This is a genomic window from Steroidobacter agaridevorans (assembly GCF_009932555.1).
GTDB lineage: Bacteria > Pseudomonadota > Gammaproteobacteria > Steroidobacterales > Steroidobacteraceae > Steroidobacter > Steroidobacter agaridevorans.
The window spans coordinates 157,667-180,013 of the sequence record NZ_BLJO01000008.1 but is presented as its reverse complement, the minus strand read 5'-3'; the positions used below and the strand labels follow the sequence as shown (position 1 = coordinate 180,013).

The 22,347-nt window shown below is 63.2% G+C and carries 22 protein-coding genes and 1 riboswitch; of the genes, 7 read left to right on the top strand and 15 right to left on the bottom strand.

The genetic code is table 11. The annotated features are described in order from the left end of the window. Positions 1-20: 20 nt before the first annotated feature. The gene (locus GYH35_RS26580) at positions 21-926 is read left to right on the top strand and encodes a hypothetical protein (protein ID WP_161829983.1); all 906 of its coding nucleotides are present in this window, start codon (positions 21-23) and stop codon (positions 924-926) included. A gap of 1 nt (position 927) precedes the next feature. Here the strand turns inward: GYH35_RS26580 and folD (GYH35_RS26575) are convergent, their stop codons facing one another. The 5 genes from folD (GYH35_RS26575) to GYH35_RS26555 form a co-directional block, all read right to left on the bottom strand. Continuing rightward, positions 928-1,812 carry a bifunctional methylenetetrahydrofolate dehydrogenase/methenyltetrahydrofolate cyclohydrolase FolD gene (folD, locus tag GYH35_RS26575; protein WP_161829982.1) on the bottom strand — a complete coding sequence of 295 codons (885 nt, stop codon included), beginning with the start codon at positions 1,810-1,812 and terminating at the stop codon, positions 928-930. Next, positions 1,809-2,675, bottom strand: coding sequence for a formyltetrahydrofolate deformylase (gene purU / locus GYH35_RS26570; RefSeq protein ID WP_161829981.1), 867 nt, complete (start codon positions 2,673-2,675; stop codon positions 1,809-1,811). The genes folD (GYH35_RS26575) and purU overlap by 4 nt, the downstream gene beginning before the upstream one ends. Before the next feature lie 6 nt (positions 2,676-2,681). After that, the gene (ahcY, locus tag GYH35_RS26565; RefSeq protein ID WP_161813244.1) at positions 2,682-4,100 is read right to left on the bottom strand and encodes an adenosylhomocysteinase; all 1,419 of its coding nucleotides are present in this window, start codon (positions 4,098-4,100) and stop codon (positions 2,682-2,684) included. Positions 4,101-4,116: 16 nt separating this feature from the next. Beyond that, positions 4,117-4,207: riboswitch (S-adenosyl-L-homocysteine riboswitch) on the bottom strand. A 116-nt stretch (positions 4,208-4,323) separates the two neighbouring features. After that, a complete protein-coding gene (gene metK / locus GYH35_RS26560; RefSeq protein WP_161813243.1) occupies positions 4,324-5,511 on the bottom strand; it encodes a methionine adenosyltransferase in 1,188 nt (395 codons plus the stop codon). 45 nt (positions 5,512-5,556) lie between these two features. Then, positions 5,557-6,462 (bottom strand): carbohydrate kinase family protein, encoded by a 906-nt coding sequence (locus tag GYH35_RS26555; RefSeq protein WP_161813555.1) that lies wholly within the window; start codon positions 6,460-6,462, stop codon positions 5,557-5,559. A 319-nt stretch (positions 6,463-6,781) separates the two neighbouring features. Between GYH35_RS26555 and GYH35_RS26550 the strand changes: the two genes are divergently transcribed. Genes GYH35_RS26550 through folD (GYH35_RS26540) form a run of 3 tightly spaced genes read left to right on the top strand, consistent with a single transcriptional unit; the run spans position 6,782 to position 10,278 of the window. Continuing rightward, positions 6,782-7,795 carry a diguanylate cyclase domain-containing protein gene (locus tag GYH35_RS26550; protein WP_235936870.1) on the top strand — a complete coding sequence of 338 codons (1,014 nt, stop codon included), beginning with the start codon at positions 6,782-6,784 and terminating at the stop codon, positions 7,793-7,795. Positions 7,796-7,842: 47 nt separating this feature from the next. Beyond that, positions 7,843-9,369 (top strand): malonate--CoA ligase, encoded by a 1,527-nt coding sequence (locus tag GYH35_RS26545; RefSeq protein ID WP_161829980.1) that lies wholly within the window; start codon positions 7,843-7,845, stop codon positions 9,367-9,369. A 15-nt stretch (positions 9,370-9,384) separates the two neighbouring features. Next, on the top strand, positions 9,385-10,278 hold the full coding sequence (folD, locus tag GYH35_RS26540) for a bifunctional methylenetetrahydrofolate dehydrogenase/methenyltetrahydrofolate cyclohydrolase FolD (protein ID WP_161829979.1): 894 nt from the start codon (positions 9,385-9,387) through the stop codon (positions 10,276-10,278). Positions 10,279-10,358: 80 nt separating this feature from the next. Here folD (GYH35_RS26540) and GYH35_RS26535 read toward each other — a convergent pair whose 3' ends face one another. Beyond that, a complete protein-coding gene (locus tag GYH35_RS26535) occupies positions 10,359-10,922 on the bottom strand; it encodes a MarR family winged helix-turn-helix transcriptional regulator (RefSeq protein WP_161813239.1) in 564 nt (187 codons plus the stop codon). A gap of 400 nt (positions 10,923-11,322) precedes the next feature. Between GYH35_RS26535 and GYH35_RS26530 the strand changes: the two genes are divergently transcribed. Then, positions 11,323-11,535 (top strand): hypothetical protein, encoded by a 213-nt coding sequence (locus tag GYH35_RS26530; protein ID WP_161829978.1) that lies wholly within the window; start codon positions 11,323-11,325, stop codon positions 11,533-11,535. Positions 11,536-11,553: 18 nt separating this feature from the next. Here the strand turns inward: GYH35_RS26530 and GYH35_RS26525 are convergent, their stop codons facing one another. Both GYH35_RS26525 and GYH35_RS26520 read right to left on the bottom strand, forming a co-directional pair. Beyond that, positions 11,554-14,271 (bottom strand): phosphoenolpyruvate carboxylase, encoded by a 2,718-nt coding sequence (locus tag GYH35_RS26525; RefSeq protein ID WP_161829977.1) that lies wholly within the window; start codon positions 14,269-14,271, stop codon positions 11,554-11,556. A gap of 57 nt (positions 14,272-14,328) precedes the next feature. Then, positions 14,329-14,901 carry a nitrogen regulation protein NR(II) gene (locus GYH35_RS26520; protein WP_161813236.1) on the bottom strand — a complete coding sequence of 191 codons (573 nt, stop codon included), beginning with the start codon at positions 14,899-14,901 and terminating at the stop codon, positions 14,329-14,331. Between the two features lie 221 nt (positions 14,902-15,122). On the opposite strand from GYH35_RS26520, the gene GYH35_RS26515 reads away from it, so the two are divergent. Beyond that, positions 15,123-16,940, top strand: a complete 1,818-nt coding sequence (locus GYH35_RS26515) for a monovalent cation:proton antiporter-2 (CPA2) family protein (RefSeq protein ID WP_161829976.1) — start codon at positions 15,123-15,125, stop codon at positions 16,938-16,940. A gap of 10 nt (positions 16,941-16,950) precedes the next feature. Here GYH35_RS26515 and GYH35_RS26510 read toward each other — a convergent pair whose 3' ends face one another. Together GYH35_RS26510 and GYH35_RS26505 are read right to left on the bottom strand one after the other, a co-directional pair. Further along, complete coding sequence (locus GYH35_RS26510; RefSeq protein WP_161829975.1) at positions 16,951-17,508, bottom strand: zinc metalloprotease; 558 nt, start codon at positions 17,506-17,508, stop codon at positions 16,951-16,953. A gap of 71 nt (positions 17,509-17,579) precedes the next feature. Beyond that, complete coding sequence (locus tag GYH35_RS26505; protein WP_161813233.1) at positions 17,580-18,074, bottom strand: ClpX C4-type zinc finger protein; 495 nt, start codon at positions 18,072-18,074, stop codon at positions 17,580-17,582. Between GYH35_RS26505 and GYH35_RS26500 the strand changes: the two genes are divergently transcribed. Then, positions 18,060-18,740, top strand: a complete 681-nt coding sequence (locus tag GYH35_RS26500; protein ID WP_202624734.1) for a GNAT family N-acetyltransferase — start codon at positions 18,060-18,062, stop codon at positions 18,738-18,740. The genes GYH35_RS26505 and GYH35_RS26500 overlap by 15 nt on opposite strands. A gap of 247 nt (positions 18,741-18,987) precedes the next feature. Here GYH35_RS26500 and GYH35_RS26495 read toward each other — a convergent pair whose 3' ends face one another. From GYH35_RS26495 to GYH35_RS26475, 5 genes are all read right to left on the bottom strand, one after another. Further along, positions 18,988-19,416 carry a hypothetical protein gene (locus GYH35_RS26495; protein WP_161829974.1) on the bottom strand — a complete coding sequence of 143 codons (429 nt, stop codon included), beginning with the start codon at positions 19,414-19,416 and terminating at the stop codon, positions 18,988-18,990. A gap of 61 nt (positions 19,417-19,477) precedes the next feature. Then, complete coding sequence (locus GYH35_RS26490) at positions 19,478-20,401, bottom strand: AgmX/PglI C-terminal domain-containing protein (protein WP_161813230.1); 924 nt, start codon at positions 20,399-20,401, stop codon at positions 19,478-19,480. A gap of 14 nt (positions 20,402-20,415) precedes the next feature. Next, positions 20,416-20,985: an ExbD/TolR family protein gene (locus tag GYH35_RS26485; protein WP_161813229.1), complete on the bottom strand. Its 570-nt coding sequence runs from the start codon at positions 20,983-20,985 to the stop codon at positions 20,416-20,418. Then, a complete protein-coding gene (locus GYH35_RS26480; RefSeq protein WP_161829973.1) occupies positions 20,982-21,488 on the bottom strand; it encodes an ExbD/TolR family protein in 507 nt (168 codons plus the stop codon). Before GYH35_RS26480 ends, GYH35_RS26485 begins: the two co-directional genes overlap by 4 nt. Before the next feature lie 38 nt (positions 21,489-21,526). Continuing rightward, positions 21,527-22,231, bottom strand: coding sequence for a MotA/TolQ/ExbB proton channel family protein (locus GYH35_RS26475; RefSeq protein WP_161813227.1), 705 nt, complete (start codon positions 22,229-22,231; stop codon positions 21,527-21,529). Between the last annotated feature and the right edge of the window lie 116 nt (positions 22,232-22,347).

Sequence of the window (22,347 nt, the reverse complement as noted above, 5' to 3'; positions counted from 1 at the left end):
CTCGGCCGATCATGAGCCGCGTGGACCATGTCACCCTCGATGAGACGTTACGTCAGGCGTTGACGCAGGGCCTGGCTGCGACCGAGCTGTGGTCATTGTTGCTATCCGTCTTGGAGCAGCGAGCCGCGCAGCGCACGCCTGCGATGGTTCGTCAGCAGTGGGAGAGCGATCGGTTCGTGCAGCCCTGCGCGGTGAATCAGCGCATCTTGAACGAACTGGACTCGCATCTGCTCGCAGCCGCCGCCGATTTCGAAGCGCTCGAACTGTCGCCGCTCGCGCCGCTTGCCTCGTGCTCGAGCGTCGCGCTCACCAGCCAGAACCGAATTGTTTCCACCGCGCGCGGCACCGAGGTTGTTTCCGATCCGACCAATGTGCTCGCGCTGGAATGCGCCAAACGGCTACGAGAGGCGCCGGGTGCGACGATCAAACTCACGACCAGCCATCGTTGCGTGCGCGCGCAAGCGATACCGAAGCGCCCAGGATTCGCGGCGCACTTTCGAATGTTTTGTCTGGCGTCGGCCGCGCACGAGCGCAAGGATCACGGCTTCACCACCGAAGCGCTGATCGACCATATCCGCACACACATCGCGGCGCTCGATCGCCTGGAGCAGCACGGCTATCGCTTTCCTGACCGCACACTGCGCCTGCTCTGCACGCCCGAGCGTTTGCACCTGGCGACGCGTATTGCCGAGGCGATCCCTGAAATGCCGGCGACCCTGGCGCCGCTCGAGCACAAGTATTACGACGGCCTGAGATTCATGCTCGACGCGGGCACACCGGATGGCAACGCAATTCCATTGATCGACGGCGGCGCGTTCGACTGGCTGCGCAAGCTCACTGACAATCAACGGATGGTATACATCGCGAGCGGCATGGGCTCGCAACTCGCGGCGCTGCTATTTCGCCGCGTCGCTCAGATCGCCTGACTCAGGCGCGGCGACGGAACGGCGAAGTTGTCGCGGTCGCGGCGCGCTCGGCGGAAAGAATCGTGTTGTGCAGGAGCATGGTGACCGTCATCTGCCCGACGCCGCCCGGCACCGGCGTGATGTACGACGCCTTCTCTTTCACGCCTTCGAAATCGACGTCGCCGACGATGCGGCCATCGGGCAATCGATTGAAACCCACGTCGATCACGACCGCGCCGGTCTTCACGATCTGCGGCACGATCAGGTTCGGCACGCCCGCAGCGACCACCAGAATGTCCGCAAGCAACGTGAAATGCCCGAGGTCGCGCGTCTTCTTGTGACAGATGACGACCGTCGCGTCCTGCTGCATCAACATCAGCGCCGTGGGCTTGCCGACGATGTTGCTGGCGCCGACCACGACCACGTTCTGGCCTTCGACGCGAATGTTTTCGTGCTCGAGGATCTTCTGCACACCGTATGGCGTGCACGGCGAGAACACGGTGTTGCCGGTGACCAGGCCGCCCATGTTGTACAGATGAAAGCCGTCGACGTCCTTCTCGACGGAAATCCTTTCCAACACGCTCGACACCCTGATGTGGGCCGGCAGCGGCAGCTGCACGAGGATGCCGTGCACGGTCGCGTCGTTGTTGAGTCGTTCGATGTGCTCCAGCAACTGCTCTTCGGTCGTGCTGGCAGGCAGCTCGACCAGCTCGGAGCGGATGCCAACCTCCTTGCAGCCGGCGATCTTGCCGCGAACATAGGACTGCGATGCCGGGTTGTCGCCGACCAGAATGACGACCAGCGCCGGCGTTACGTTATAACGTGAGCGCAACACATCGACGCGCGCGTGATATTCCGCCCGCAGCTTCTTCGCGATCGCCTTGCCGTCGATGATCTTCGCAGTCACTTCAGTACCACCGTCTTGCTGCCGTTGGTGAACACGCGGCGCTCGGCATGCCACTTCACGGCGCGATTCAATACCACGCTCTCCAATTCCGAGCCGATGCTGACCAGCTCTTCCGGCGTCATGGTGTGATCCACACGCGCCGTTTCCTGCTCGACGATCGGGCCTTCGTCCAGATTCGTCGTCACGTAATGCGCCGTGGCTCCGATGAGCTTCACGCCGCGCGCGTGCGCCTGGTGATAAGCCTTCGCGCCCTTGAAACCGGGCAGGAACGAATGATGGATGTTGATCGCCCGGCCGGCGAAATATTCGCAGGCTCGCGGGCTCAGGATCTGCATGTAGCGCGCCAGCACCAGCAGCTCGCCGTCGACCTTTTCGAACAGCTCGATGATGCGCTCTTCCTGCTCGGGCTTGCGTCCGTCGATCACCGGCAGATAGTGATACGGCACGCCATGCCATTCGCTCAGGCTGCGCATCTCCTGATGATTGGAGACGACCGCGACGACTTCAATGGGCAGTGTGCCGGTGCTCCACCGATGCAGCATGCTGTTGAGACAGTGACCGTGCTTGGACACCGCCAGCACAGTGCGGCACTTGCGCTGGGCTTCGTGAAATTTCCAGCGCATGCCGAAGCGCTGCGCGACCGAATTCGAGAACAACGCGTCCAGCTCGCGCAGCCCCGGCGCACCGTGGCCATTGTCATGAAACACGGTGCGCATGAAAGACGTGTCCGAAATCGGATCGTCGTAATGCTGGGCCTCGGTGATGAGGCAATTGTTCCCAGCGAGGAAACTGGCCACGGCTGCCACGACACCGGTGGTGTCGGGGCAGGCCGTGGTCAGAACCATGCTTGGCGGCTTCGCCATGTTTTATCAGTAGCGGTAGTGATCTGGCTTGTACGGACCGGCCTTGTCGACGCCGATGTACTTCGCCTGCTCGTCGGTCAGCTGCGTGAGCTTGACGCCGAGCTTGGCCAACTGCAGTCGCGCCACCTTCTCGTCCAGGTGCTTCGGCAGCACATAGACGCCGACCGGATACTTCGCCGTGTTCGCGAACAGCTCGATCTGCGCCAGGGTCTGGTTGGCGAAGGACGAGCTCATCACGTACGACGGATGACCGGTCGCGCAGCCCAGGTTCACCAGGCGGCCTTCGGCCAGCAGGATGATGCGCTTGCCGTCCGGGAAGATGATGTGGTCGACCTGGGGCTTGATGTTCTCCCAGGTGTACTGCTTCAGCGACGCCACATCGATTTCATTGTCGAAGTGACCGATGTTGCAGACGATGGCGTTGTTCTTCATCGCCTTCATGTGATCGTGGGTGATCACGTGGAAGTTGCCGGTGGTGGTGACGAAGATGTCGCCGATCCTGGCGGCCTCTTCCATCGTCACGACGCGATAACCTTCCATCGCCGCCTGCAGCGCGCAGATCGGATCGATCTCGGTGATCAGCACGGTGGCGGACAATGCACGCAGCGCCTGCGCCGAGCCCTTGCCCACATCGCCGTAGCCCGCGACCACCGCGACCTTGCCGGCGATCATCACGTCCGTGGCGCGCTTGATGCCGTCGACCAGCGACTCACGGCAGCCGTACAGGTTGTCGAACTTGCTCTTGGTGACCGAGTCGTTGACGTTGATGGCCGGGAACGCGAGCTTGCCTTCCTTCGCCATCTGATACAGCCGCTTCACGCCGGTGGTGGTCTCCTCGGTCACGCCCTTCACCTGTTTCAGGCGCGTCGAATACCACTTCGGGTCGGTCTTCAGCTTGGCCTTGATGGCGTTGAACAGGCAGGTCTCTTCCTCGCTGCCGGGATTGTTCAGCACGCTGATGTCGCTTTCCGCGCGCGTGCCCAGATGCAGCAGCAGCGTTGCGTCGCCGCCGTCGTCGAGGATCATGTTCGAGTAGCCGCCGTCCGGCCAATCGAAGATGCGGTGGGTGTAATCCCAATATTCGTCCAACGACTCGCCCTTATATGCGAACACGGGCGTGCCCTTCACGGCGATCGCCGCGGCGGCATGGTCTTGAGTCGAGAACACGTTGCACGAGGCCCAACGGACCTGCGCACCGAGCGCCTGAAGCGTCTCGATCAGCACGGCGGTCTGGATGGTCATGTGCAGGGAGCCGGTGATGCGGGCTCCTTTCAAAGGCTGGGACTTCGCGAACTCTTCACGGATGGCCATCAGACCGGGCATTTCGGTCTCGGCGATCAGGATTTCCTTGCGGCCCCACTCGGCGAGGGACAGGTCGGCAACGTGAAAATCGCCGCTGGAAGCAGGCTTGGCGACTGCGCTCATATGAATCTCCGTCAATGGTTGGAGGGCGCCGTTGCCTAAAAGGCTTGCGAGCCGAGCCTGGCAGGTCTCGGAAGAACTCCGGAACTGCTGCAGCGCCCCTCGGATCGCGGAAAACGTAGCTTATCAGGGCGAGCTCGAAGAACCCACCCCTTGCCCCTCCCGAAGGGAGGGGACGGATATTTGTTGGTCGTGGGGGCTTCGCCCCCACACCCCCGAATCTGTATCAGGCGTTCGCGGCGCGCTTTGCGCCCGCTTCCGCCGCCAGCAACTCGGCCTTGTCGGTCTTTTCCCAGGTGAATTCCGGCTCGCTGCGGCCGAAATGGCCGTAGGCGGCGGTCTTCTGATAGATCGGACGCAGCAGGTCGAGCATCTGGATGATGCCTTTGGGACGCAGGTCGAAATGTTTCGCGACCAGCTCTTCCAGGCGCTCATCGGACACTTTGCCGGTGCCGAATGTGGTGACCATGATGCTGGTCGGCCTGGCGACGCCGATGGCGTACGACACCTGCACCTGAGCCTTGGTGGCCAGGCCCGAAGCGACGATGTTCTTGGCCACGTAGCGCGCGGCGTAAGCAGCCGAGCGGTCCACCTTCGACGGGTCCTTGCCGGAGAACGCGCCACCGCCGTGGGGAGCCGCGCCGCCGTACGTGTCGACGATGATCTTGCGACCGGTCAGGCCGCAGTCGCCCTGCGGACCGCCGACCACGAAGCGGCCGGTGGGATTGATCAGATAGTTCACTTTCTTGCCGATCATTTCTTTCGGCAGCACCGGCTTCACGATCTCTTCGATCACCGCCTCGGTCAGCTGCTTGTGCTCGATGTCGGGGTGGTGCTGCGTGGACAGCACGACGGTATCGATTTCCCTGGGCTTGCCATCGATATAACGCACCGTGACCTGCGACTTCGCATCCGGACGCAGCCAGGGCAGCTTGCCGTTCTTGCGCAGCTGCGCCTGACGCTCGACCAGACGGTGCGAGAGATAGATCGGCAGCGGCATCAGGCCGGCCGTTTCATCGCAGGCGTAACCGAACATCAGGCCCTGGTCGCCGGCGCCCTGATCCAGGTCGATGCCGCGGCCTTCATCCACGCCCTGCGCGATGTCCTGCGACTGTTTGCCGTAGGCCACCAGCACCGAGCAGCCTTTGTAGTCGATGCCGTAATCGGTGTTGTCGTAGCCGATGCGCTGGATGGTGTCGCGCGCGACTGCCTGGAAATCGACGACGGCGCCCGTCGTGATCTCACCCGCCAGCACCACCAGACCCGTGGTGCACAGAGTCTCGGCGGCGACGCGCGAGTACTTGTCTTGCGCCAGGATGGCATCCAGCACGGCGTCGGAAATCTGATCCGAAACCTTGTCCGGATGGCCTTCCGAAACCGATTCGGAGGTGAAAAGGAAGCTGCTGCTGCTCATTAAGAAGGTCCTTTGACTTGAAGCCGGATGCTAACCCGCCGATGGTTACAGTGGGGTGCCAAAATTCTCCCGATAGCGGGTAGCAAATTCGTCGCGCGTGAACCGATGGTTCTGCGTGCCGCGGGCTTCGATCTTGATCGCGCCCAACAACGAGGCGATGCGCCCGGTGGTCTGCCAGTCCCGGCCGTGCAGGAGACCGTGCAGCAGACCCGCCCGATAGGCGTCGCCGCATCCCGTGGGATCGACCACGGCCTTCGGTTTGGCCGGCGGAATGACGATTTTGCCTTCTCGCGTATGAATCTCCGAGCCCTCCGCGCCCCGCGTGACGATCAGCGCCTGGACGTGGTTGAGTATTTGGGCTTCGCTCCAGCCGGTGCGCTGCTGGACCACCTGCCACTCGTAGTCGTTCAACGCCAGATAAGTGGCCTGGGAGATGAAGGTCTTCAAGTGCTCGCCATCGAACAGCGGCATGGCCTGACCGAGATCGAAAATAAATGGAATGCCGGCGGCCGCGAACTGGGCGGCGTGCTGGATCATGCCGTCACGGCCGTCGGGCGCGACGATGCCGACTTTGATCGGCTGCTCGGCCTGCCGCGCGGCCTGCGACACTTCATTGACATGCGAGTGCTGCATGGCGCCCGGGTGAAAGGCCCAGATCTGATTGTCATCGAGGTCGGTCGTCACGAAGCCCTGCGCGGTGTGCTCGCTCTCGAGCACCCGCACGTAGTCCGTCGGGATGCCGTTCTGCTGCATCCATTCCAGGTATAAGCCGGCATCGCGGCCGACCGTCGCCATGAGGTATCCCGTATCGCCCAGCAGCTTGAGGTTATAGGCGATGTTGCCGCCGCAGCCGCCGAATTCGCGGCGCATCTGCGGCACCAGGAACGACACGTTCAGCATGTGAATCTTGTCGGGCAGGATGTGATTCCGGAACCGGTCCTCGAACACCATGATGGTGTCGAACGCCACCGAGCCGCAGATCAGGGCCCGTCCACCGGCCTGTGCATGCTGAATCAAACGCTTGTTCTCCTGCCTTGAATGTATTGGCTCACGTCGGCAAGTGGCGACTGGGCACACTGGCGAGCCGCCGCGATTGTAGGCGTCCGCTGCCCGTCCTACTACCTGACACTTCCAGCGGGCCCGCCCGACGAACGGGCCGACGAATGGCGCAATGAATGGATTCGGCGGTGAACCCGTAGGTCGGTTCAAGCGTTATCGGAGCTATCCAAGGCGGGGTCCCCGCCCGAAGGGGAGTGACGGATTGATCAACGTGGAGCCTCGCAGCCGCTTCGATCGCTCGACCGGGCAGGGCTCGTCGTCGGATGACGACGGCTCGACTGGCCGTGGCGCGGGCGCCGGGACCGAGCCGCACCCGGCGTCGATCCTCATCGTCGAGGACGAGGGCATCGTCGCGCAGGACCTCATGGAAGCCCTCACGCGCCTCGGCTACCGCATCAGCGGCGTGGCCAGCGAAGGCGCTCAGGCCGTGGCCATGGCGACGCAATTGCAGCCCGAGCTGGTCGTCATGGACGTCAGCCTGCGTGGCGAGATCGACGGCATCCAAGCCGCGCGCCTGATGCACGAGCACGCCCATGTGCCCATCATCTTTCTCACCGGTCATCGCGACAGCGAGACATTGCAGCGCGCGGTGCTGACCGGTCCGCTCGGTTATCTCATCAAGCCGTTCCAGGAAGACGAGCTGCGCTGTGCAATCGAGGTCGCGATTCACAAGCACCGCTCCGAGCAGCAAGTCCGCGAGCGCGAGGAAGAGCTGCGCCGAAGCGCCGAGCTGTTGCAGAACCTGTCGCTGATCGATGAGCTCACCCAGCTGCGCAATCGCCGCGGCTTTTTCGAGCTGGCCCAGCAGGCGCTGAAGGTCGCCCAGCGCGAGCATTACGCGATGGGGCTGTTTTTCATGGACCTGAACGGCCTGAAGCGCATCAACGACACGCTCGGCCATCAGGCCGGCGACCAGGCGTTGCGCGATACCGCGGAAGTGTTGCGCGATACATTTCGCAGCTCGGACATCCTGGCGCGCATCGGCGGCGACGAATTCGTCGCCATGGCGCACGTGCATTCCACTCAGGACCTGCACGCGCTGGCCAGCCGGCTGCGCGATCATCTGCAGATCTTCAATCAGGCCCATCGTCGGCCGTATCCGCTGAACATCAGCGTCGGCATGACGCTGGTCGACATCCCCACCGAAGAAGACCTCGAGTCGCTGCTGGCGCGCGCCGACGCCGCCATGTACGAAGAGAAGCGCGCCGTCTCCAGCCGGGCGTAAGCCTCGGATATCATCGGCGCCTCGATCCGCGCCTATGAGACCCGCCGATGTCGAATGCCGCTGCCACCGACGCTCCGTCACGGTGGCTGGAAACCGTTGCCGCCAGCGACCCCGAGCGCCTCCTGCTGGAGACTGGCGAGGGGCGTCGACTGAATTATGGTCAAATGGCCGCGCTGACCCGGCGGCTCGCGGGCTCTCTCACGGCGCTCGAAGTGAAGCCGGGAGACCGCGTCGTCGCCCAGGTCGAGAAATCCCCCGAAGCGATCGCGCTGTATCTCGCCTGTCTGCACCTCGGCGCGACGTTCGTTCCTCTCAACACCGCTTACACCTTCGCCGAGCTCGAGTATTTTCTCGGCGACGCTGCCCCGACCGTCGCGGTCGTGCGGCCAGCCGATCGCCAGCCAGTGCAAGCGATCGCGGCGACCTGCGGCGTCAAGCACGTAGAAACATTGGACGATCGCGGCGGCGGCTCGCTGCTCGATATCGCCGGCACCGCGCCTGAAAGCTCGGCGCACGCTCCGGCCACGCTGGCGGCATTGCTCTACACCTCTGGAACCACCGGCCGCTCCAAGGGCGCGATGCTGACGCGGGCGAATCTGTCATCCAATGCGCTGACACTGGCGCACGCATGGCGTTTCAGCTCCAGCGATGTGTTGTTACATGCGCTGCCCATCTTTCACGTACACGGCTTGTTCGTGGCCATCAACACCGTGCTGGCGTCCGGCAGCTCGATGCTGTTCCTGTCCAAGTTCGATGCGGACCAGGTCGTGCGGCTGCTGCCTCGAGCCACCGTGATGATGGGCGTGCCGACGTTTTACACACGCTTGTTACAACATCCCGGCTTGCATCGGGACGCAGTCGGCAATGTGCGCTTGTTTGTTTCGGGCTCGGCGCCGCTGCTGGCCGAGACGCATCGGGAATTCCAGGCGCGTACCGGCCACGCCATCCTGGAACGGTACGGCATGAGCGAGACGCTGATGAACACCTCCAATCCGTACCAGGGCCGTCGCATCCCCGGATCGGTCGGACCGGCGCTGCCCGGCGTCGAAGTGCGCATCACGGATCCGGACAGCGGCGCGCCACTGACCGAAGCCGACGCCATCGGCATGATCGAGGTCCGCGGCCCCAATGTCTTCTCCGGTTACTGGCGCATGCCGGAGAAAACCGCGGCCGAATTTCGCAAGGACGGTTTCTTCATCACAGGCGATCTCGGCAAGCGCGATGCGCAGGGCTATGTCTACATCGTCGGCCGCGGCAAGGATCTGATCATCACCGGCGGCTACAACGTCTATCCCATCGAGGTCGAGCTGGAAATCGATGCGCTGCCGGGCGTGAACGAAAGCGCCGTCATCGGCGTGCCGCATCCGGATTTCGGCGAAGGCGTCACCGCCGTCGTGGTGCCCAATAAGAATCAGACGTTGCAGGAGACCGAAATCCGCAACGCGCTCGAGCAGCGGCTCGCCAAATTCAAATTGCCCAAGCGCATCGTGTTCGTCGACGAGCTGCCTCGTAACACCATGGGCAAAGTGCAGAAGAGCGCCCTGCGCGAGCGCTATCGTGATCTTTATAACTAATCAGGAATCCCGAGCATGACCGCCACTTTGATCGATGGCCGCGCCGTCGCCGAACGGCTGCGCGAGCGCGTTGCCGCCCGTACCGCCGAGCTCGCCAGGCATGGTGTGATTCCCGGCCTCGCCGTCGTGCTGGTCGGCGACGATCCGGCCAGCCAGGTGTATGTCGGCAGCAAGACCAAACAAGCCGCCGCCGCGGGCCTGAAGCATTTCGATCATCGCCTGCCGGCGACCGCCAGCACCTCGGAGTTGATTGCGCTGGTGGAGCAATTGAATGCGCGCAGCGACGTGCACGGCATCCTGGTGCAGTTACCGCTGCCGGCCGGCGTGGACAGCGCAGCGGTGCTCGCCGCCATCGATCCGGCCAAGGATGTCGACGGCTTTCATGCGGTCAATGCCGGCCGGCTGGCGCTCGGCCAGGACGCAACCGTGCCGTGTACACCGCTCGGCTGTTTGATCCTGATTCGTGAAGCGACCCGAGAGCTTGCCGGCAAACGCGCCGTCGTGGTGGGACGCTCCAACATCGTCGGCAAGCCCATGGCGCAACTGCTGTTACAAAACGACTGCACTGTAACGATTGCCCACTCGCGCACGCGCGATCTGCCACAGCTCTGCCGCGAGGCCGAGATTCTGGTGGCGGCGATCGGACGGCCGAAAGCGATCGCGGGCGACTGGATCCGCACCGGGGCCATCGTCATCGACGTGGGCATCAATCGCGTCGCCGGCCCCGATGGCAAGAACAAACTGGTGGGCGATGTCGATTTCGACGCGGCGCTGTCACATGCGGGTGCAATCACGCCCGTGCCTGGCGGCGTCGGGCCGATGACCATCGCCTGTCTGCTGATGAATACGGTGAACGCCGCGATCCGCACCCGAGCCGGCGCGCTCGGCCCCCTGATCGGATTAAAATGATCAGCCTGAATTAATCGGGCGCTAACGTCATGCGCGGCCGCACGGCCGCGCATTTCCCGGCAATCACTCCAAAAATAAATCTATTCGGCGTCGCCGACGCTTTCGCCGCCGTTGCCGATGGTGGCCGACAGCTTGTCGATGATGGAATAAAGCGACGAGCGCTCCGCTTCGTTCAAGGTCAGCAGCATGTCCGCCTGACGTTTGCGCGCCACGGGCAGCACCGCCTTGTACAACGACGTGCCTTTGGGCGTGATGGAAACCATCACCGGCGCCGCCAGCGCTTCGGTCGAGCGCGAGCCGCGCTCCTTGATGGTTTTGGTTTTGGTCAGTCCGCGCGTCGCCATGACTCGCAAGGTCCGGCTCACCTGGCCCTTGTCCATGCCGCTGCGGGCCGTCACTTCCGAGAAGCGCATCGGCGCGAAGCGCGCCACCAGGGCCAGCAAGCGCCACTCCGGCAAGCTCAGATCGAATTGTTCGAGATAGGGCTTGGTGAGATTGGTGCGCAAGGCGTTCGACAGGCGCGTCAATCGAAACGTGAGGAAGTCCTCCACGTTCAGATGCGAGCCGCTGCGCGACACCGCCGTCCAGGGCGAGGTTGTTTTGCTTGTCGACCGCTCACGCGGCTTCTTCTGCGAAGCTTTCACTGACGTGCCAATTCGGGTTTGCCGAAGTGATTAGGAAGGACGCGGATTCTGCCGCAAGCAATCGCCTTTGAATAGAACATCGCACCTAACAATGTTGCAAACATGCGCTCCTCGACACTTCAGTGCGTTATGCAATCATCGAAGCAAACGCTGAACGCGGCGTGAATGTTTCTGCGCGAGAATTTGCCGTGTTTTCTGGGTCGGCCGAACGCGTCTCGCCGGCGCCGTACCTGACAAATTTTGTCCATTTGTTACGCGCCACACGCTATCTGCCTGTTTGCACGCCGCGAATTGCAAGTGACGTTTCGCGACCACGCGGGCCTGTGAGGGTGGAAAGAAAAAAACTGATGCGGCGAGAAAAACGGGCTGCTATGTTCCGGCGCGCTCCGGGGAGCGCCGCATGCAACAACCAGAAGCCCAAGCCCGCGTCATCGAAGAGTGGTTCCGGTTGCCGGAATCGCGCCGGCTGCACGCGACCGATGCGGTGGCCTTCGCCTTCAGACTGTTACAGGACCAGCCGGAGATGTTCGCGCGCCACCGCGAGCGGGATCAGGTCGATCACGATGTCATCGTGGAGTGGCTGCTGCCCTATCTGAACAGGCAGACGAACTGAGTCGTCCGCGCGCCGGCGTCACGCGCCCTGCAGGGCCTGACCGATGCCGCTGACTGTCGCCAGCAACGCCGACAACAGCTCCCGATCTTCCCGTTTGCCGGCGCGCCAGCGCCGTAACAGATCCACCTGCGTCAGATGCATCGGATCGATGTACGGGTTACGCAGCATGATCGAGCGCTGGACCGTCGAGGCGCCCTCCAGCAACTGCTGGCAGCAACGGATGTTCAGCACCTGCTGGCGCGCCAGATCGTATTCGGCGCGCAGGATGGGAATGAAACGACGATATTTTTCATCCACCAGTTGCTCGTAAGCCCGCGCGATGTCCAGGTCCGCGCGCGCCAGCGACAACTCGATGTCATCGACAAGATTCGTGAAGAAAAACCAGTGCTCGTGCATGTCTCGCAGGACAGCGTCGCCGAGCGTGCGTGACGCCAGCGCCAGCGCCGAGCCGGCGCCGAACCAGCCGGGCATCATGTAACGACACTGCGACCAGGCGTGCCACCAGGGGATGGAACGGATGGCGCCGATGCCGACCCGGTCCAGGCGCGAGACCGGACGCGAGCCGAGCTGCATGCGCTCGATCACATCGATGGGCGTGAGTTGACAGAAGAAGTCGTGGAACTCCGGATCGTCGAACACCAGGCCGCGATACACGCGCGAGCTTTCCTTGCTCATCAGCTCCAGCGCCTCGCGCCAGGCCGGCTCGACCCGCTCCGGCGGCATCACGCCCGCGCGGGACAACGACAAGGCATTGAACGCCTGCTCGAACACGCGCAGGGCGATCGGGCGCAGGCCGTATTTCTCGTTGATCAACTCGCCCTGCTCGGTGATGCGCAACCGTCCACGACGCGCGCCGTTCGGAGCGCTCCGGACCAGCACTTCGGTGCGCCCGCCGCCGCGATCGATGCCGTCGGCCTGACCGTGAAAAAGTGTCAATTCGATGCCGGCGGCGTCGGCCGCCGCGAACAACGACTCCTGCGCCTGACGGATCAGCCAGCGGGCGCGCACGATACCGCTTTCCTTGTTGCTGGCCGAATAGCCGATCATCACGTACTGATGATTGGCGCGTCCTTTGAGGTGACGTTTGTAAACCGGCTCTTCGAACAACTGCTTCATCATCTCGCCGCAGCGTTGCAGCGACTCGGCCGATTCGAACATCGGCGCGACATCGGTCGGCACGTCGCCGCTGCGACGGTCGGCGGTATCGGCCCAGCGCGCCAGCAACAGCAGGGACAGCACGTCGTCGATGCCCTGGGTCGAGCTCACCACATAGGCGCCGATCGCCTCGTCGCCATAGCGATGACGGCAATGCGCCAGCGCTTCGAGCACCCACAGGCTGCGCTTGCCGCTCGCGTCGAGCACGTTGCTGGGACCTTCGTCCCGCTCGAGCGCATCTCGCAAACGATCGGTGCGCTCCGCACTGGTGCGGCTCGCCCAGCCGGCATCGTTGAATCCCTGGGCGATGACGGCCCGATGCGCGGCGGCGTTCTGGCGGATATCCAGCGTGGCCAGATGAAAACCAAACGTTCGAATCCGACGGATCAGCCGACGCACCTGAAACAAGCCGGCATGTTCGCCGTGGTTGGTGCGCAGGCTGTCGGCGATCAGATTGATGTCGCCGAGGAATTCGTTGACGTTCTCGTAATGATTGGCGCGTCCCTCGTAAGTGGCGCGCAACCGCTCCATCACCTGCCCGAGAAATACGCGATAAGGCATGCGGTCATGGCGAGCCGGCGACAGGCCGGCTCCGCCCGAAGGCAGCAGCACCGAATATTGGTCGAGGCGCGCCGTCAGCTCCGGCGAGATCCCGACGCGCGATGCGCTCTGTGACAACGTTTCGGCGAGGCTTTTACATTCCAGGAAGTAGTTGTTGACGATGACCTGCTGATGACGCGCCAATGTCTCGCGCAGCGTCTTGGCATGCACGTCGGGATTGCCGTCCATATCGCCGCCGACCCAGGAGCCGAAACGCAGGATCTCCGGCAATTCGCGCTCGCGCGCTTCCGGCCCGTAAGCCTGCTCGAGCGCCGCCTGGATCTCTTCATAGAAGGTCGGCACGATCTTGTAGAGCACTTCGGCGATGAAGAACAGCACGTGCTCGCGCTCGTCGGCGACCGTCAGGCGCTCGCGTGAATTCTCCGCCGTCTGCCAGCCCGAAGTGATCTCGTTCCGGATCCGATCCCACAGCACGCGCGTCTCGTTGGCGCTGCGTGGCAGGCCCAGCCGTTGCAACAGCAGTTTGGCGATCTTCTGTTGCTTGCGCAGGATGGTGCGGCGGGTGGATTCGGTGGGATGCGCCGTGAACACCGGCTCGACCCACATCTGCAGCATCAGGCGCCAGACGTCCTCCAGCGACAGGCCCTGCGCCTTGAGCTTGTTGACGGCTTCGATGATGCCGCTGGGCTGGATCTTGCCTTCGTTGAAATACTGGCGGCGGCGGCGGATGCGATGGACCTTCTCCGCCATGTTGACCATCTCGAACCAGGTCGAGAAGCCACGCACCAGGTCGCGTGCCTGTTCCGGCGGCACGTTGCGGGTCCGCTCGGTCAACTCATGGCCGCTGGCCGTGTCGCCTTCGCGGCGCGCGATGGCCGATTGCCGGTCGCTTTCCACAGCTTCGAACAGAACGTCGCCGCCCTGCTCGCGAATGACCTGGCCGACCAACCCGCCGAGCATGTGGACGTCTTCCCGCAGCTCGGCGTCTTTTTGCGGAAAGCTGATGTCGGAGCGAGGCATAAGGGGCGCGGAGTTTAGCAGGGATGCCCGGCCCCGGCGCTCAAAACGCTGTTGGCATCAGGCAACGCGTGCTGGAAAAGTCTTCAGCAGCGACTGCTTGCACGTGCTGCAGGCCCCGGGCTCGAGCCGCGGCAAGGAGCTTTCGGCCGCGATCGCCAGCGTCTGCTGCGCGTCCTCGATCTCCTCCCAGGCCCCCAGACGAACCTGGATCCGCCGGCACCACATACAACAACGCAGGCTGCGCTCATCGCGCGGATAGGCCGGATCGAGCAAAGCCACCGCCGGTCGCGCCTCGCTCCACACCGGCTCGCACACGTGACGGATGGAGCCGTCGGCCAGCGGCGTCAGCTCGATATCGATGAGCCGGCGCTCGTCGACCCGATCGGCGCGCGTCGGCACGAACACACTGCCGCCTGCCGCTCGCACGCGGGCGTAGAGCAATTCCCACAGCTGCCGCACGACGCCCTCGGGAATGCGATTCCAGATGGGGCGGCCGAGCACTTCGGACAAGCCCGGTCCGTGGCCGCGCGCCGGCGCCATGAAACGGCTCCACGCGGGATTGACGAACACGATGCGGTCGCGTGCATCGATGATGTAGACGGGGCGGGGATCCGCCAGATCGTTGACCATAAGCCCTCACGACGACGGGTAGCTGAACAGTGACGAAAGCGCCGTCGTGACAAATCACATCATCGGCCCGGTGTCAGACTCGGCCCATGAGGCTGGCCCTGAATGCCGCCCCCGCCCGAGCGCGCTATGCGGCTGATACGATCGCCACTTCGCGCCCGATCTGTGACGCAGCCGGCTTAAGTTTTTGCTGCGAGCCGGCGCGGGCCTATGACGAGAAACACATGACTTTGACAGGACAAATCGCTGTTTTTCTGGGCGCCACGGTGCTGGCGGTGCCGATGTTCCGGCGCCTGAAGCTGAGCTCCATCCTGGCGTATCTTGCTGCAGGCGTGGCGATCGGGCCGTTCGGGCTGGCGGTGATCGACGACATCGAAGGCGTCATGCATCTCGCCGAGTTCGGCGTGGTGCTGCTGTTGTTCGTCATCGGCCTGGAATTACAGCCCTCGCGTCTGCGCGCGCTACGACGCTCGATTTTCGGGCTCGGCCTCGCGCAAGTCGTTGTCACCACGTGCGCGTTCACAGTGCTCGCGCATCTGCTCGGGCTGCCGATGAATGCCGCATTCGTCACTGGCTTCGCACTGTCGCTCTCGTCCACGCCGCTGGTCCTGCAACTGCTCGCCGAACGTCACGAACTGAATACTCGACACGGCCGCCCGGCGTTCGCCATCCTGCTGTTTCAAGACATCGCAGTGATGCCGGTGCTGGCCATCCTGCCCCTGCTGGGCACGACTGGCGCTACACAGTCGCTCGGCGCAACCGTGCTCGGCGCAATCAAAGGTCTCGGTGTGCTTGCGCTGCTGGTATTCGGCGGCCGCTATGTACTGCGCCCCGTGCTGAGATTCATCGCCGAAACAAAAGTCTCTGAAGTGTTCACGGCCGCGGCGTTGCTGGTAGTCATCGGCACCGCGCTGCTCGTGGATGCGGTCGGCATGTCCATGGCGCTCGGCGCCTTCGTTGCCGGCCTGCTGCTCGCCGAGAGCGAATATCGCCACGAGCTCGAAGCCGACATCGAACCGTTCAAAGGCTTGCTGCTCGGCTTGTTCTTCATTTCCGTAGGCATGACCACCAACATCAGCCTGCTGCTGAAGCATCCCGTGTTGATCGCGAGCCTGGTCATCGGTTTGCTCGCCATCAAGGGATTGGTGTTGTGGGTCGTTGCGCGGGTCGCGCGAATCTCGGCGCGAACTGCTTCACCGTTGGCCGTTTCGTTGGCGCAAGGCGGCGAGTTCGGTTTCGTGCTGTTCGCGCTCGCGGTCAGCTATGGCGTGATGGAACGGAGCCTGGCGCAGATCCTGGTGATTGTCGTCACCATCTCGATGGCCATGACGCCGCTGGTGATCAAGCTGCACGCCGCCTTCATCGAGCCGCTCTTCAACAAGGGCGAGCCGCTGCGCGACTTCGACACGATCGAAGATCACAACAGCCGCGTGCTGATTGCAGGCTTCGGTCGCGTCGGGCAGGTCGTCGCTCGCGTGCTCCGCATGCGACGCATCTCCTTCACCGCGCTGGAATCGAGCGTGGCGCAAGTCGACTTCGTGCGCCGCTTCGGCAACAAGGTTTACTACGGCGATCCGTCGCGGCTCGAATTGTTGCAAGCGGCCGGCGCCGGGCGCGCCGAGATCTTCGTGCTGGCGATGGACGACATCGAGGCGTCGGTGCGCACCGCCGAGCTGATCCAGAAACATTTCCCGAATCTGAAAGTGTTCGCTCGCGCCCGCAACCGTCAGCACGCGATCCGCCTGATGGAGATGGGCGTGCGCTATTTCATGCGCGAGACGTATTTCTCCAGCCTCGACATGGCGCAGAACACGCTCGAAGCATTGGGGCTGTCGCGTGCCGAAGCGTTGGAAAGCATCCGGCGTTTCGATGCGCACGACCGCAAGCTGCTGGAACAGCAGCGGCTGGCCGGCGATGACGAGCAGAAACTGATCCAGACGGCGCAACAGGCCGCGCGGGAACTGGAAGGGCTGTTCGAAGAAGACGTGCGCGGCGCCGAATCGGCTGCGACCGAGCGGGATGAGAATCAAGCGACGGCTTGAAGGAACGCGCTCAGGAGCGCCGGCTGAACTTGCTGAGCGCGCGCTTCGCCACTCGGCGTGCACGCCACCATTGAATCCCCAAGGGAATGATTCGCCAGGCGATGGCGCCGTCCAGGCCGCGCACCGGCAATAGATTGACTGCCGCCATGATCAAATTGGTCCGGCCCAGGATCGCCACCGCGAGCCCCGCGTGGCCCAGATTCTCGCGGCCGACCAGCGCCGCCAGGGTCACCATCGGCAGGGCCACCGCGAGCTGCGCGAGCACGCCGCCCCACACGATCATGACGTGGTGTTCTTCGGTCTCCGGCGCCTCGAACTCACATCGGCCATGCCAGCCTGACAGCCGGACCGCCTCGACCTCGTAGCCCAGTCGATGGGCCACGAACGCATGCCCGGCCTCGTGCAGCAGAATCAGGGCGAAATAGCAGACCGCGGCGGTGATCGCGAGCCACGGACCGACCAGAAACGACAACGACACCAGCAGCGCCGCGATCAACGGCACCGACCAGTGCACATACAACGGCGCGCCGAAGATCCGCACCTGCCGCACCCGCAGCCACTTCCGCATCCATCGCCCTTTTATTCGAATATCCGTGGGGCGATGCTAGCAGCTGCCGCGGCCCATGCAGCGAACTGGTTCTAGTTGCCGACTTCGTCCTCGCCGTCGAACTGGAAATCGCCGTAGAACTCTTCGACACAGCTGCGGCAGATGGTGGCCGCCGGCGCTTCGATCAGACCCTCGACTTCGAACGGACGCTTGCCGCAGAAGGAACATTTCAAGCCGGCCGTTTCGGAGTCGTAGTACGCCAGCGCTTCTTCGAGGGTGACATGGGTGTCGATCCAGCGCTCGCTCACGCCGGGATAGATGCGCTCGATGGCCTGCTTCGCCTGTTCGACGGTTTCCGCATCCGAGATGCCGAGCGAAATCCATTCCTCGTCGCAATGGAACACCAGCGGACCGGGCTGCGCGCCCAACCCGACCGCGATCGCCAGCCGCGGCACCTGAGCAATCATTGCCTCGTCGGTGAACAGCGAGCCGACATGGCAATAGGGAATGTCGTCTACGAACGCGTACGACACCACACGTGCTGCGTCGATGACGGGCGGGGGTGGACTGCGATGCTCGTTGCTCATGCGGGCGAATATGGGGACGCTGTCAAAAATAGGAACGTCAGAACCGCGAATAAGATCCGTGGATCCATCACAGGGCGCGAGCTGTCATGCCCGCCTCCACTCTATTGTGTGTCTTCCGGCCGCCCGACCGGTTCACTTAACCTGCGATGTATCGGTAGCGCATACATTCCGACAGGCATGCTTTCCGGCAACGTCGTACTTATCCAGGCAGCCACGCCGGAACTCATCGCCCTGACCCGCGATTTATTTCAAGAATACGCGCTCGCCATCGGCATCGATCTCGAATATCAAGGATTTGCCGCCGAGCTCGCCGCGTTGCCGGCGCCCTATGTGTCGCCGCACGGTGTGTTGTTCATTGCATACGTGGATGGTGAAGTGGCCGGCTGCGCCGCGCTTCGACCGTTGGGTGACGGCGAGGGAGAAATGAAGCGGCTGTACGTGCGTCCCGCCTTTCGGAAAGTGGGCGTGGGCCGCCGCTTGGTCGACGCCATCGTCGCTGCCGCCCGGCATGCAGGCTGTCACACCCTCCGTCTGGATACCCTGCCAAGCATGACTTCAGCTCAAACGCTGTATCGCCAGCTCGGCTTCATCGAGACGCCGCCCTACAACGACAAATATCTGCCCGGCACGCGCTTCTTTGCGCTCGATCTACGGTCACCCCAGTAGGGTGAGAGAGCTGGTCAGTCTGAACATTCGCTGCTGGAGCCCGGCGACCTCGGACTGATGGGCAGCCTCAATCTTCAGCATCGAGATAGAGGGTGACCATGCCATCCTCGCCGGCCGTCAGATGGTATCTACCCGATGTTCGCAACTCACAACGCGCACACCATCGCCGCCGTGCTGGAACTGCGACCGCCGGGAGCGAAGTAATCGCAGCAAATCCTCGTCCGCAGCAAAATCAATGCCGCCATCGCTAAAGGTGCACGATGCACGACGTGAGTCGATCAATCGGCAAGATCGCTTCCGCGGCCTCCATCCATTGCTCACGGGCCCGGTAGAACTCGGCTTGCGCCTGTAGCTGCCGATTCAGCGAGGCTGTGACTGCAGCCTGCTTTTCCGGCTGCAGCTCTGGCGGCAACTGCGCCAATACCGCAGCGAATTGAGCTGACGACTCGGTAACAAACTTGCTGAATGCCTGTTTGTGAGCAGCGACCAGGTGACGAAGCTGCTCGAGCGCAGCGAGTGACGTCTGCGCGCCCTCGGCGGTGCAAAGCCGTTCTTGCGACAACAGCAGGTCGAGCCGCAGTTGCCGCTGTCCCTGCTCGAAGGTTTGCGCCACTTGCGCACCGACGGCCGCGAATCGGCGGGCAACGTTGACGAGTTCGGCTTCGGCTGGATGCATGGCCATCTGCAATAAAAAAGCCCTTCCGGCAGGAAGGGCTTTTCCAATATCACAAGCGCGCTTATCCGGGGAAGAAGTCGATCGGCTTGCTGACCGTGATCGTGCCGACGTCCTTCGCTTCGAAGCGGAACGACTTCACGCGGGCCACCAGCTTGCGCTCCAGCTCGGGGTCGTTGAGCTCGCTGGAGACGATTTCGCAGCGTTGCACCGAGCCGTCGGCCGCGATGGTCAGCTCCAGCACGACCTTGCCTTGCAGGTCCGGCTTGTCGCGCAGGGCGCGCTGATACATCGAGTCGATGGCGCCCTTGTTACGAACGAAGACCAGCGCGATCTCTTCTTCGCTGCGCGAAGCCTTGCCACTGCCGCTGCCCCGCTGCACTTTGTCCTGCGCCTGCTGAGTGAGCACGGCAGACGTTGCGGTAGTCGTCGAGCCGCCTTCAAGGGCTCCCTGGCCGCCACCGTAACCGCGGCTCAGCCCGGCAGTGTTGATGCCGCCGCTGCTCGCGCCAACCTTCGAAGTCAGCAGCGAACGTTCCGAGCGCGTCGACTCACCGACCTTGCCGCTGAGGTTCTTGGTCTGCATGGCCTTGTCGGCCACCGACATGTCGCGCAGCTCGGCAAACTGATCCATCACCTGGGCCATCTGCTTCTGCGCACGGTCGCGAGCGGTCGGCTGCGGCTTGGGCTCGGGCTTCGGCTGCTCCACCGGCTTGACCGGCTCCGGCTTCTTCTCCTCGAGCTTGGGCGGCGGAGGCGGCGGTGGCGGCGGCGCCTTCTTCTCGATCACCAGCTTGACGATGCGATCCGGAATGTCCGGCGCCTTCACCAAGGTTTTTTCCGGCACCGGAATCAATGGAATCAAGATCGCCAGGATGGCGAACACGATGAACGCGTTGCGCACCACCTTGCGGAAGCGGGCCTCGACCTCCTCGGTCGGCGACCAGGGCAGGTCATATAAACGATAGTAAGGGGCGAGTGTGCTCATGAGTGGCCGGCTCCTCAGCTACCCACGGCGTTCGACGGCGAGGCATTGAATGCCGCCGTGCGCCCGCTCGCGCTCGGGCTGACGGCATTCGCGCCCTCGCGCTCGACCACCGCCAGCGACACCTTGCCGTAATCCGCATCGGTGCACGTCGCCATGATCTTGCGAAGCACGCTATACGGCGTGTTCTTGTCGCCCATGATGGTGACTTCCCGGTCCTTGATCTCCTGCCGGGCCGCGTCCACCAGCACGGTGTCGGCCTGGCCCTGCAGCGCCTGCTTCAGCGGCTGGATCACCGCCTCCCGCGAGGCGATCACATCGGCGACCTTGGCGATCGGCCGGCCATCCACCAGCAGATCTTCCTTGGTGATCATCACCACCACGCTCGGCCGCGGCTTCTTGTCCGAGAGCGACGCCGGAATGGAGATCGCCTTGGTGTTCGGCAGGATGTCCGTATCGGAGTTATGCACCAGCAGGAACACCGTGAGGATCATCAGCATGTCGATGAACGGCACCAGCGTCATGTGGCCGGCCGCCTCGGCGCCGCCATGCTTGCGACTGCGATGTCGTTTGATTCGATTGATCATGTCGGCGCGTCTCCCACGGACACATCCGGGAACAGCTCGCCATACGTCCAGCTGTTCTCGCCCACACTGAAGACACGCACCGTGTCCATCACCTGCACCAGCGTGTCATAGGCAATGTCCTGCTCGAGCAGGATGGTCGCGTCGGTCTTGTCGGGATACTTGGTCTTCACCAGCTTCAGGTAGTCCTGCAGCCCGGTCAGATCGTAGCCAGTGGCGTTGGTCGGCACGCTCTTGAGCAGGCCGGTGCCGCGATCGGCGACTTCGATCTTGTCCTTGCGGATGATCACTTCCAGGTTCAACCCCTCGGGCAGGTCCGGCACCGCACTGTCGGCGCCCGGCAGGTTGAGCTCCAGAATATTCGTCTTGGTGAACACCGCGGTGAAGATCAGGAAGAACACCAGGATGATCATCATGTCGATCATCGGCACGACGTTGATCTCGTGGCGGCCGCGGTAGCGCGCATGATTGCGCATCACCCGCCGCTGTGCCTTGGACTGAGCCATCGTTTATCCCTTTATGGACCAGTGGCGCTGTAACGCTCTCAGGCCATCCCGTGAGCGGCGCGGCCGCGCGGCTGCGGGGCGGCGAGATCGTCGTTGCCGACTTCCACGTCCTGACGGCGCTCGACCACCGAGTTCATGAACTTCACCGAAGCGATCTCCAGGCTGTCGATCATCTTGGTGGTCTTGGCTTCCAGGAACATGTGCGCCAACAGCAGCGTGATGGCGACGAACAGACCGGACGCGGTGTTGTTCATGGCGACCGAGATGCTGGCGGCCAGCAGGCTGGCCTTTTCCGCCGGGTTGGCCTGCGCGATCGAGGCGAACGCCGCGATCAGGCCGATGACGGTGCCGAGCAGACCGGTGAGCATGCCGATGTTCGCCAGCGCCGAAAGATAGTGAGTGCGCTTCTCGGCGCGCGGAATGATTTCGAGCAGGCTCTCGTCCATGGCCTTCTCGACGTCATCGCGGCGGCGGGCGCTGGCGAGGCGAGCGATGCCGTAGTTCAGCACGGTCGCGATCGACGCCTTGGACTTGGAGGTGATGGCCACCACCTGTTTGAAGTTGCCGCTGTTGATCAGCGGCACGACCTGCGCCCACAGACGACGGTTCTGGGTCGTCTCGTTGGTCAGGTAGATGAAACGCTCGATGGCGATAGCGACGCCGATCACGAAGATGGCGGCCAGCGGATACAGGAAGAATCCTCCCTCGCGGAAGAAATTCACCATGAAATGTACCAATTCCATCGTCAGGACTCCTATGCGGTGCGGACTCGAATCAAAACAAAAGGCGCTCGCTCATTGCCGGGCCAGCGCATAACTGAATAAGGCGCGCTTTATCGCCTTACATAAATACTGCCCGC